The 12,369-nt window shown below is 57.7% G+C and carries 8 protein-coding genes and 1 tRNA gene; 1 reads left to right on the top strand and 8 read right to left on the bottom strand.

The features are described 5' to 3' along the window. Positions 1-49: 49 nt before the first annotated feature. From gnpA to serS, 6 genes are all read right to left on the bottom strand, one after another. Positions 50-2,302 carry a 1,3-beta-galactosyl-N-acetylhexosamine phosphorylase gene (gene gnpA, locus AC1AWD_RS01150; protein WP_476563240.1) on the bottom strand — a complete coding sequence of 751 codons (2,253 nt, stop codon included), beginning with the start codon at positions 2,300-2,302 and terminating at the stop codon, positions 50-52. A gap of 99 nt (positions 2,303-2,401) precedes the next feature. Further along, a complete protein-coding gene (locus AC1AWD_RS01145) occupies positions 2,402-3,343 on the bottom strand; it encodes a carbohydrate ABC transporter permease (RefSeq protein WP_476564509.1) in 942 nt (313 codons plus the stop codon). Between the two features lie 17 nt (positions 3,344-3,360). Beyond that, positions 3,361-4,332 (bottom strand): carbohydrate ABC transporter permease, encoded by a 972-nt coding sequence (locus tag AC1AWD_RS01140; protein WP_476563239.1) that lies wholly within the window; start codon positions 4,330-4,332, stop codon positions 3,361-3,363. A 156-nt stretch (positions 4,333-4,488) separates the two neighbouring features. After that, positions 4,489-5,805, bottom strand: coding sequence for an ABC transporter substrate-binding protein (locus AC1AWD_RS01135; RefSeq protein WP_476563238.1), 1,317 nt, complete (start codon positions 5,803-5,805; stop codon positions 4,489-4,491). Positions 5,806-6,087: 282 nt separating this feature from the next. Further along, positions 6,088-6,175: transfer RNA gene (locus AC1AWD_RS01130), tRNA-Ser, on the bottom strand. A 124-nt stretch (positions 6,176-6,299) separates the two neighbouring features. Next, a complete protein-coding gene (gene serS / locus AC1AWD_RS01125) occupies positions 6,300-7,586 on the bottom strand; it encodes a serine--tRNA ligase (RefSeq protein ID WP_476563237.1) in 1,287 nt (428 codons plus the stop codon). Positions 7,587-7,748: 162 nt separating this feature from the next. On the opposite strand from serS, the gene AC1AWD_RS01120 reads away from it, so the two are divergent. Then, entirely contained in the window at positions 7,749-8,921 is a 1,173-nt protein-coding gene (locus AC1AWD_RS01120) for a diacylglycerol/lipid kinase family protein (RefSeq protein ID WP_476563236.1), read from the top strand. A gap of 164 nt (positions 8,922-9,085) precedes the next feature. On the opposite strand, the gene AC1AWD_RS01115 is transcribed toward AC1AWD_RS01120, so the two are convergent. Next, positions 9,086-9,937 carry a PRD domain-containing protein gene (locus AC1AWD_RS01115; protein ID WP_476563235.1) on the bottom strand — a complete coding sequence of 284 codons (852 nt, stop codon included), beginning with the start codon at positions 9,935-9,937 and terminating at the stop codon, positions 9,086-9,088. Positions 9,938-9,964: 27 nt separating this feature from the next. Then, a complete protein-coding gene (locus AC1AWD_RS01110; protein WP_476563234.1) occupies positions 9,965-12,079 on the bottom strand; it encodes a glucose PTS transporter subunit IIA in 2,115 nt (704 codons plus the stop codon). Positions 12,080-12,369 lie beyond the last annotated feature (290 nt).

The raw sequence follows: 12,369 nt of genomic DNA, 5'->3' as shown, positions 1-12,369 counted from the left end.
GGATCATTCAAGGATGCGGCATGACTGCTTTCGGAGCGGAGGGGTTGGTTCATACCTCGCGCCATGCGATGGCGCTGGATTCGAGCTCGAAGGTTTCCGATTCACCGTTTGCCGTGTGGACGGTGGTGATCTGCGGCTTGTCGGTGTTGTTGATGACGCAATACGTGTGCGATTGCGGGAAGTAGGCGACTTCGCACTCCGGGTTGCTGGAGCTCCATGCGTCATACTTGTCTTCGTTGTGGCTCACGTAGAACAGGATGCGTTCCAGCAGGCGCGCATTCGCTGCCGAGTATGGCAGTCCGGAGACGTACACGCCACGACCCTTGCCATATTCGTTGACGGCCAGCTGCACTTCGCCCTTGTCGGCGCGAATCAGCGTCACGTTCTCGTTGATCGGATACGTATTCGCCACGACTTCGCCGAAGTCGATGCCTCCGACTTCACCGAGGCCGTAACCGCCGCCGCAACCGCTGAGGTTGCCTGCACGGCCGGCCTTTTCGGCCGCCTCAAGCACGCCTTCATCCAGATGCACGTCGGCGGTGATGAAATGTTCCGGAGTCGTGGCCGGGAAGTACTTGTCGACCGACAGGGTCTGGAAGCGTTCTTCGTCCACGCCGAGCACGTCGGCCAACTGGAAGAAGCGGCCGTTGCGGAACACGCCGGTGGAAGTTGGTTCGCCGACGCCGACGAACGCGCCTCCTTCGCGAACCCATGCGCGGATGATTTCCTGCAGTCGCGGATCGGCCCAGGCGTCACCACCGGAGAAGGCGGTTCCTGCGGGACCGCCGTTGATGATGACGTCGATGTCCGCATCGATGCCGTGTTCAAGCACGTCGTCGAAGCTGATGAATCGCACGTTGACACGCATGCCGGAAAGGGCTTCGAGCATGCCGTAATACGAATAGGTTTGCTTGTTGGGTAGTGCGTGGGCGACGGTGAATGCCATCCAGGAGCGCATCTTGCCCCAACAGTTCAGGATTGCGACGTTGAGTTCGCCTTCGGCTGCGACGCCGTTGGTACGGTCGTGAATATCGCGGAATTCGTCGGCGATATGGGTGACGGTGTCGACGAACTTCGGGAACTTGGCCGCCAAGGAGAGGTATCCGCCGTAGCCCATGCGGGAGATCGGGCTGCGCAGGATTGCACGGCGGGCCTTACGCCAGTTGTCAAGGCCTTCGATGCTCGGATCGTTGCCCTCGTAGAAGGTGTCCGGAAAGAAGTATGGCAGGAAGCGGCCTTCCGTGTACTTGACGCCCGGGATGTCGGCGATCATACGGGTGGTGGTGCCGTCGCCGATGGAGCCGACCACGGCGTCGAGGCCGAGATCGCCGAAACCGTCCTTATACGGTTCGGTGCCGATCCACTGGTCGCCGAGGAACATCATCGCTTCCTTGCCGGCGGCATGGGTTTCGTCAACGAGATGCTTGACGTTGGCACGCACGAAGCTGGAGAGAAAGTCGATCCAATCGCGCTGCTCCTTGCGCGGCACACGCCATGCGGAGTTGTAGCTGCCGCCGTCCACGAAGTCTTCCGGACGCAGACGATAGCCATACTGCGCTTCGAAGTCGTCAAGAGCCTTGGGAGAAACCGTGCAGGCACAACCGAACCAGTCGACGATCTTTTCACGATGCTTCTGGTCGAACAGCAGCGTGAACTGGTAGAAGAAGGTGGTGAAACGGACCACATCGGTATCAGGATTTTCTTCCAGCCACTTGTGGAAGGTTTCCATCACGAATTCGCGGGTCTTCTCGTGATAGATGTCGAACGGGATTTCGTGTTCCTTGTCGCCCCAATCATTGGTCAGATGGTTGTACATCTCGACCGGATCCCAAATGATGTAGGCGAGGAAGGATGCGGTGTACTCGTGCATCGGCGTTGCGCCGAGCACGTGAACGATGTCTTCATTTCCGTCCAACGTCCAAGCGTCCGTAGGCACGACTTCGCCAGTGGTGCGATCCACGACTTCCCAATACTTATGCGGGTCTGCGTCGCGGTTCGGCTTGAGCTGTTCCTCGTAGAAACCGTCCATCAGCGGAATGTCGACAGCGTCGCTTCCGGCGAGGATTCGGTCGGTCAGCAGGTATACCTGCGGCGTTTCATCCATGTGCAGGGTGATCCACTCATTGTGGGCACGGGTCGGGAAATATGCACTGTAGATCTTCTTGCCGAGCGCACGTACGGCGTCGTCGAGATGGGTGCCGTCGGAGTTGCGGATGGCGTCTGCCCCCCACAGTTCGGCGAGTTCCTTGGTTTTCTCAGCGAAATTCTCTTCGCTGGGAATGGTGAAGCGTCCTGTCGTCATGAATAGGTTCTCCTTTTTTGTGCATCGCTGCAATACAGTCGATCATTATGTACTGAGATAAATCGGGCCGCGGTTTATATTCCGCGGCCCTTCGAGTCGTCAGCCCTTGACGGCACCTGCCGCCAGGCCCGCCTGCCAGTATCGTTGCAGGCCGAGGAAGAGCACGATCACCGGCAGCACACCGAGCAATGCGCCCATCATCAGTGCGCCTCGTTCGTTGAACAGTGCGTACGACACCATGCCGTACAGGCCGAGCGTCACCGGCTTCAGTTCGTCGGACGACACCATCATCAGCGGAAGCAGGAAGTTGTTCCAGGTCGAAACGAACAGGAAGAGGAAGATCGTCACCATGGCCGGGGCCAGCAGGCGCAGCACTATCGTGAAGAAGATTCGGGCTTCACTGGCACCGTCGATGCGGGCGGCTTCCAACAGTTCGTCAGGCACGGAGGTCTGCGCGTACACGCGGCCCAGGAAGAAGCCGAATGGGCTGACGCAACACGGGATAATGATGGACAGCATCGTGTTGGTCAGGTGCAGCGCATGGAAAATCGAATACTGCGGGATGGTCAGCAAGGCCGCCGGCATCAGCATGCAGGCCATGACGACGCCAATGGCGGCATTCTTGCCACGGAAGTTGAACTTCGCCGTAGCGTAGCCGGCCATGACCGACAGCAGTGTACCGATCAGGGCGGAAGCTCCGGAATACACCAAGGAATTCAGCACCCAGCGCCAGAACTGGCCCTTGGTCAAGCCAAGCAGCTTCGCATAGTTCCTGGCGATGGCGTCAGGCAGTTCCTGAAGGCTTACCGCGAACCACAGGCCGTTGCTGCCCGTCATCTGCGAGGGGGTCTTGGTGGAGGCGATCAGTGCCCAGTAGATCGGGAACAGGAAGTAGATGAAGACCAGCAGCAGGACGATGAAGGTGAGTACCTTGATGTAGGTCTTCGGCTGCATGGAACGAGGCAGATCGTTGGCATGCGCGTCACGAATCCTATCGGCCTTCCTGCGCTTGCGATATTCGGCGCGCTGTTGCGGCGTCATATTACGGGTTGCGATGCTCATTCTGCATTCACCTTCCTTTCAGCCAGCGTGTACAGCACAGCGAGAATACCTGCGATCAAGGCCATGACGATGGCGATGGCGGACGCGGGGCCGTCGCCACTCGGAGTCAGGGTGCCGCGTGATGTGTTCATGGCCATCATCATCGGCGTATATGAATCGGAAATGCCCGGATCGGCCGTCTGCATGATCTGCGGCTCATTGAACAGCTGGATGGTGCCGACAATGGACAGCAGCATGGCCAGCAGGGCTGCCGCACGCACGTTCGGCAGCTTGATGCGCCAGGCGATCTGCCATCCGGAGGCGCCGTCGATGCGGGCGGCCTCATACAGATCATGCGGGATGGCTTGCAGCGCGGCCAGGAAGATCAGCATGTTGTAACCGGTGAAAGTCCAGGTGGTGATGTTGGCCATCGCGGGAAGTTCCAAGCTCGGAGTAAAGAAGTCGACGTTAATGCCGATTGCAGCCAAGCCCTTGACAATCGGGGAGATCTGGCCGTTATACAGGTAGACCCAGATGATGGAGGCCACGACGCCCGGAATCGCGTACGGCAGGAAGTAGCCGAGACGGAATCCAGTGACGTGCTTGACGATGAAGGAATCAATCAGCATGGCCAGAACCAGAGCCGCGATGATCATGATCGGCACCTGGAACAAAGTGTAGACCAACACCCTGCCGGTACCAGCCCAGAACGCGGTGGATGTTACGGCATACTTGAAGTTTTCCAGTCCGACGAATTTATTGACCAGCTCGCCGCCACCGTAGGCGCCGCCGCCCTCGGAAATCTGACGGAAGAAGCTGTTGTAAACGGCCCATAGGATGGGCAGAACGAATACCAGTGCGAACATGATGGCGAATGGCGCCATGAATGCCCACCCTGCGCGGCTTTCACGCTTGGCGGCGTCCGAACGCTTTGCCGCCTTCGGACGCTTCGCTGCGCCCGTTTTCGCGTTATGTGTTGTTGCAGTCATATCGTGACCTATCTTTCAAATCATCGGGAAGGCACATCGCTTCGTAGAAAAAGGGCCAGAGCGTCCGTTGCCCTGACCCTTTCCACGCTCATGAACGGAACATTACTCCGCGTGTCGTCGTATCGAATGCGTCGCGTTCGATACGACGACACATCATTACTCAGCTACAGACAGGTTGTAGTTCTTCAGCGTTTCAACTGAAGTCTTCTGCGCTGCCGCATAGATATCGGCAACAGTACCGGATCCGTCAACGGCCTTGGCAGCGGCCTCGGTCATTGCGGTTCCGACTGCGGAGAAGCCCGGGATGTAGTTGAATTCGGTCATATTGTCGTTAGCGGTCTTGAACTCAGCCATAACGTCCTGATCACCGAAGAAATCCAGCCAATCCTGAGGAGTTGCGGCATCTTCAGTGGTAGCTGCCACAACCAGACCCTGGGAAACCAGTTCCGGAACCTGGGTGTTGAACCAGTCAAGGAACTCCATGGCTTCCTTCGGATGCTCGCAGTCCTTCATCACGGCCACGCCGGAACCACCGTCGGCACCAGTGCCAGTACCATTGCCGAACCAGTCAGGCAGCTGAGCGACACGCCAATCGCCCGCACCGGTGCCACCGGTGGAGTCGATGAACAACGGGGCCTCCCAAGCGGCGGCCACGGTGCCGATCAGGCTGCCGTCCTGCAGAGAAGCATCGAAAGAAGCGTCCCAACGTGGGTTGGTGGTAACCGCCTTGGCGTCGAGCAGCTGCTGATACACATCAGCAACGGCCTTGGAGCCATCGGTTTCGGTGTTCACAACCCAAGCGTCATCCTTGACGGTGTACCAAGCGCCAGCAGAGCCAGCCTGCCCAGACATCATCATCATGGCCTCATCAGGCTGGAAGCTCATGATGTACTTGCCCTGAGCGGCGGTCTTCTTCGCCGTCTCGATCAGCTCGTCCGCGGTCTGCGGAACCGTGATGCCCAGCTTCTCGAATTCCGCCTCATTGTAGAAGTAAGTCAACGGACCGGTATCCTGCGGAAGACCGTAAGTCTTGCCATTCACCTGCATCATTGCGTATGCGCCGGCCGCAAAATCATCCTTATACTGATCGGCATATTCGCTCACATCCTGCAGCATGCCCTTGTTGAAGACCTCAGGAACTTCGGAGTAGCCAATCTGGGCCATATCCGGAGCTTCACCGGCCTTGACGTCAGTTTCAAGCTTCTTGATCATATCGGAAGCGTTACCATCGAACTTGGTGGCGGTGACGTGAATATCCGGATGAGCTTCGTTCCATTCAGCAACGATGTCGTTGACCAAGGTCATACCTTCATTGTCCGGCAGACGATGCATGTAGGTCAATTCGATCGGGCCATCGCTGGCGGTATTATTCGCATCGTTCGTATCCCCGCCGCCACCGCAGCCGGACAGTGCGATGCCGAGCACTGCAACAGACGCCAGCGCGGTCATAAAACGCTTGTTATTACTGTTCATCTCCGCTCCTTTACGTGAGAATCACTGCCACTGCCTTGTGGCAACTGATTAACAGTATATGTGCCCGCCCAACAAATGTCAACTTCACTAACAATAAACGCATTTCTTCGCGTGCCGCTATCAAAACCAGCGGGAAAAAAACAAAAATTTCCGCAGTTTATATGTAAACGACACCTATCAGACACACCCAAAAAACATTCCGTCAGCAGCAATAACGCACCAATGCTACGTTTTTCAATGCAAAAAGCCCTTGACCGGGAACACACCCAGCCAAGGGCTACATGGCGGATAGGGCGAGATTCGAACTCGCGGAAGCTTGCGCTTCAACGGTTTTCAAGACCGTCTCCTTAGACCGCTCGGACACCTATCCTTGATGTGCGTTTACGCTTGCGGGCAAACGACCAACGCACAAGTGTTCAGTGTACCACGCTCATCCGGAAGTCGACACCACCGAGAGGAACACGCCGCGCAACATACAGGAAAGACAAGAAAACTCAGGCTTCCCACTTGGTCGGCTCGATGACTTCCTTACCGCCCATGTACGGACGCATAGCCTTCGGGATCTCGATGGAACCGTCGGCCTGCTGATGGTTCTCCATAATGGCGACCAGCCAACGGGTGGTGGCCAGCGTACCGTTCAACGTGGAAACCGGGCGGGTACCGCCATCTTCCATACGCTCACGGACGTTCAGACGACGTGCCTGATATTCGGTGCAGTTGGAGGTGGAGGTCAGCTCACGGTAACGGCCCTGCGTCGGCACCCAGGCCTCGCAGTCGAACTTACGAGCGGCGGAAGAACCCAGATCGCCTGCAGCGGTGTCGATGATGCGATACGGCACTTCGACTTTGCCGAGCATCTCCTGCTCCATTTCCAGCAGGTGCTGGTGTTCGGCGCGAGCATCCTCCTGCTTCGCGTACACGAACATCTCCACCTTGTCGAACTGATGTACACGGATGATGCCGGAGGTGTCCTTGCCTGCGGCGCCGGCTTCACGGCGGTAGCAGGAGCTCCAACCGCAATAGCGCAGCGGGCCGTTGCCCAGATCGAGGATTTCGTCGGCGTGCATGCCGGCCAGTGCGACCTCGGAGGTGCCGACCAGATACTGCTCGTCCGGCTCACGCAGACGGTAGATTTCGTCCGCATGTGAGTTCAGAAAGCCGGTGCCGCGCATCACTTCCGGACGCACCAGCGTCGGGGTGACGGCCAGCGTGAAGCCGTGTTCTTCTGCCTGATCGACGGCCATGGTCAGCATGGCGATCTGCATACGGGCCACAGCGCCGCGCAGGAAGTAGAAACGGGAACCGGAGACCTTGACGCCACGACGCATATCGATGCCGGCGACGCCGGTGCCGAGTGTCAGATGATCCTTCGGTTCGAAGCCTTCAGCGGCGAAGTCACGAATCTGACCGACCTTCTTGACGACGACGTAATCATCTTCGCCGCCTTCCGGAGCTTCGTCCTCAACGATGTTCGACAGCTTCCACATGGCGGTCGTGTATTCTTCAGCCGCAGCATCGGCGGTGGCCTTGTATTCGGACACGCGCTGCGACAGTTCCTTGGTCTGCGCGATCAGCGCAGCCTTTTCCTCGGCCGGGGCCGCGGCGACCTTCTTGCCGATTTCCTTCTGTTCGGCACGCGCCGCTTCGAATTCCTTCAGCGCGGAACGACGAACCTCATCAGAGCGCAGCACTTCGTCAACCAGTTCAACGGATTCGCCGCGCTTACGCTGCGATTCCTTAACCACGTCAGCATGTTCACGGATGAATTGAATATCAAGCATGCTCCTTAGATTAATGCCGTAAGCCGACAGCCTAAATTATTTTGTCCAAATGGCATCGTTGCACCGCTTCGCACCCTCAATGCGTCCGTCATCGTGCATATTTCGTCAAAGATCGAGATTGTTATTCAGCTTTTTTCCAGCATATGCATAACAATAGGACGCATGCCCACTCCTACCGTCATTACCTTGCTTGTTATCGCAGCGCTTCTTATCATTGCCGCCGCGACCTTTGCCATACGCGCATATCAGCGCCGCAAAAGGGCTTTAACGCTTAATCAGCGGGATGACGATCAAGTACGATACGCTTTCATCATCAACCCTTCGAAGCCGCAGGCCGACCGGTATCGCAAGCGCATCGAGCGGTTTTGCGAAGAAAAAGACATTACCGATATCAAGTTCATTGAAACGAAGCTTGATAAAAGTGGCCGTGAATGCGCCAAAGAGGCGCTCGAATGGGGGGCCGACGTCGTTGTCGCAGTCGGCGGCGACGGCACGGTGCGCACGGTAGCGAGCGCGCTTTCCAATACCGGCCACGCCATGGGCATTATTCCGATCGGCACCGGCAATCTGTTCGCCCGCAATATGGGCATTCCGGTGGACGACGTCGATGCAGCACTGACCGTAGCTACGTCGCATGGTTCACGTTTGGTCGATGTGGGCCGCGTGGAATTGTTGGATGAGGATTCCGATCACGGCCACGCGTTTCTTATTATTGCCGGCGTCGGTTTTGATGCGGCAATGATCGATAACACCGACCCTGAATTGAAGAAGAACATCAGTTGGATGGCGTATTTCTTCGGCGCCGTCAAGCATTTGTTCGCCCCCAAGTATCGCGGCGATGTGACGATTACCGCGCCGAATGGCGATTCGCGCACGATTAAGGGTTTGGCTTTCCGCACGTTTATGGCCGGCAATTGCGGCGAGATTCCGGTGTTTTCGCTGATGCCCGAAGCTTCCTACAACGACGGCGTGCTGGATTTCGAAATCATCGACACTTCCGGCGGCATTATTGGCTGGGCGAATCTTTTCGGCGACGTCGTGCACCAGACCGTTACCGGCAAGGCGCAGCAAAGTCCGCTGTCGACGAATTCCACGATTGATCAGATTCCTGGCATCAGCGCGGAAATCGTGTCGGAGAAGCCGTATCCGGTTGAGGTGGATGGCGATATGCTGCCTCAGTCTCGGCACTTGCGTTTTTCGGTGGAACGTGAGGCTTTGTGCGTGCGCATTCCCGAAGGCGTTCCCGCTTCCGCCGAAAACGGCTATATGACTGGTGTGATGCCACCGCTTACCGACGACGTCATCAGCGACATCGCAAATAACAAGCAGCAGTAGTCTGCGGTAATCAGCGATGATCAGCAATCACTGAATCTGCATGACAATGATTACACACCTCAATATTCAAGGCCGCAATACTGCAATGCATTGCGTCCTTTTGCGATTGATGTTGTGTGATTGCATTACACGATTTGCATTGACGCATTTTGTATTATGCGATTTTATTGTGCGGCGTTGCGCCGTGCGTCGGCGACGACGCGCGCAACGTGCAACGTCAGATATGCGGTTTCGTCTTCGGTAAGGGCGGCGCCAAGTCTCACATTAATAATTGACGCGATGCGCCGCGCACAATCCGTCGCCTCCGGATAGGATTGCCGGATTGAATCGACGATCAGCTCAGGTTCGGCGGCGAGCTGACGATGCTGGTGAATGCGCACGAACAGATAGCGCAGATGCGTGATGAAACGCCCCACATTGACGCTATGCTGATTCAATTCGACGTTGTATGCGGATTCGATTACGACGAGGATCTGCTGGATGATTCCCGTCATGACATACGTGTTGGAAAGATCGCCTGTTGCGAAGCCGGCATTGACCAGATGCATGGCGACTGCCACGGCCTCGCTGTGCGGGAGAAGGCCTTGCAGATAGGTGTTCATTCCCGCGACGATGGCCTCGCCTTTGGCGTATTCGTCCGCATACAACAAGCGTACTTCCGCCTCCAACGGGTATTCGATGGTGATGCCGTCATGCGCGCGTTTAATGGCGCTGCACATGTGGTCGGCCAATGCCATGACGAGCGAGGGAGTGTGCTCGGCCTGTTCGGCGAGCCCCGCGCGCGCCATGGCATCAGATACCAGACGTACGATTTCCGGCGGAATCGAGGCAAGCAATTCCGCCATATGGTCCGGGTCACGCCCGTCGGAGGGAACGAATTTCCTCATGACTTTCTCTTCATCAACATGCTGCCCCGGCTTGGCTTGGAAGCCGAGCCCGCGGCCGGTCAGAATCACTTCCTGGCCACCGTCTTTTGCAAGAACGACATTATTGTTGAATACGCGTAACACTTCCACGTTGCGCACCCGGACCTTTCATCATCGTCAGCGCTCCACTTCGAGCACCGGGTCGCCGGCCTTCACATCGACGTCAGTGCGAGGAGCAACCGAAGCGAACGCCACGGTGTTCAGCACCGTCATCAGCGTAGTGGTGCTGTAGCCTGCCGCCTTGACCTTATCGAAGTCGACATGCACCAGTGTATCGCCTGCATTGACGCGCTGGTTTGCGGACACGGCGACAGTGAAGCCTTCACCGTTCATCTTAACGGTGTCGATGCCGACATGCACAAGGACCTCCACGCCGTCATCGGTTTTGATGCCGAAGGCGTGTCCGGTTTCAGCCACGGTCTGCAGCACACCGGAAACCGGGGCCACAACGGTGGATTCGGATGGCTGGACGCCGACACCCTCGCCGAGAGCGCGGGAGGCGAATACCGGGTCGCCGGTTTCATCCAGAGAAATGACATGGCCGGCAACAGGGGCACAGACCACGGACTTTCCTGCCGGCTTACCGGCAGCGTCGTCTGCGGATGCGGGAGCAACGGTTTCAGCGGCAGCCGGAGCGGTTTCGGCAACGGTTTCGCCTTTGCCCTTGGCGGCCGCCGCCTCAGCGGCTTCAGCGGCAACGCGAGCCTTCACTTCGGCCTTCTGCTCAGGCGTGCGGTAGTCGAAGGTGATGATCAGCATCATGGACACGATGAACGCGACCGCGATGGAGACGCCGTACACCCACATCTGGTTGAACACCGGGATGGTCAGCAGCGAGGTGAAAGCGAAAGCGGAGGTGGCCACGCCATGCACGGTCAGGCCGTTCTCGGTGACGGACGGGAACAGCCAGCCAAGCACGGCGATGGTGACGCCGCCGACGGCGCAGCCGATCAGCATGCGCTTGTAGACAAGCTTGTAACGCAGGTGGATGCCATACAGGGACGGTTCGGACACGCCGCCGAGCAGACCCGCGGCCAAAGCGCCAAACGAGGTTTCACGCATCAGCTTGTCCTTGTCGCGTATGGAAAGCACCAGCACACCGGCGGTGGCGCCGAAGCAAGCGAAGTTCCACACGCCCATCGGCCCTTGGATGAAGTCGTAGCCGAGCGTCTGGATGTTCATGAGCATCAGGGCGTTCAACGGCCAATGCAGGCCCAGCGGGACCAGGAACGGATACAGCATCGGGATGAGGATGGCGAAGATGAACGGGGCGTTGGTGTTGAGCCATGCGAGACCGATGCCGAGGCCGTTGGCAACCCACACGCCGACCGGGCCGATCAGGAAGGCGGTCAGGCAGCCGACGATGATCATGGAGAAGAACGGCACGAACACGAGCTGCACGCTGTCCGGGATGATCTTCTTCAGTCCGTGGTAGACCAGCGCCAGCACGGCGGCCATCAGCAACGGCACGAACACGTTGCCGCTGTAATCGCTCAGCAGCATCGGCAGACCGAAGATCTTCGCGGTGCAGGAGGTGGTGCCGAGGGCGTCGTTCACGGTGCAAGTGGTCACGCCCGGATAGGTCTCCTGATTCATCAGCCCCAGGAACTGCGGGGTGAGCAGCATTGCCATGATGGAGCCGCCCAGCCACGGATCGACCTTGAGCTTCTTGGAGGCGTTGTATGCGACCATGATCGGCAGGAAGTAGAACACGCCCTTCCAGATGGCCTTAATGAACACCCAGGACGCGGAGGCCTCATCATTGGGGATCACGCCGAGGGAGATGAGCAGGTTGACGATCGCGATGATGATGGATGCGCCCAACAGCACACCCAGCACCGGACGGAACGAGTCGGACAGGTACTCGAAGAAGGAATCCAGCCATGCGACCTTGCCACGGGCCTTGGCACGGGCCGCGGCCTTCACGTCTGCGTTGGACATTCCCTCGTCGCTCTTCTTGGAGGCACCGGCCGTGCCTGCATTCGTCATTTCGGGCAGATGCATGATCTCCTCATACATGCTGGCCACGGCGCCGCCGATGACGACCTGGTAACGGTCGCCGCTCTGCGGAACCGCGCCGAGGACGCCCTTCATGTGCTCAAGCCGGTTCTGATCGACCTTACCGGCGTCGGCAAGCTCGAAACGCAGTCGCGTCGCACAGTGCGTCAGGCTACGGACGTTCTGTGCACCTCCGATTGCGTCGATGATTTGCGATGCGGTTGATTCTGCCATCGAAAATCCTTCCGTAAAAGTTACTCTCCTGATTTCCTTCGTCATCGCAAGGTATTCGGGCAACAAAAAAGACCTGAGGTACGGCAAAAGAGCCGTTCCTCAGGTCTTGCGTCTTGTAGACTTGCAACCCTGCAATAGTCGGATGAATGAAAGATACACCGATGACGCGCCGGACACAACTCCGGCTTGTCGCAACACAAACCATACGGTGAATTTACGTAACATCAATAGCGAATATATGACATTTTCGAACATTTACGCACAAAAATTCCGTTTTCGTGGCAGAATGG

It is taken from the genome of Bifidobacterium sp. LH_512, from assembly GCF_056356435.1.
This window is presented reverse-complemented; position numbering and strand designations above follow the sequence as displayed.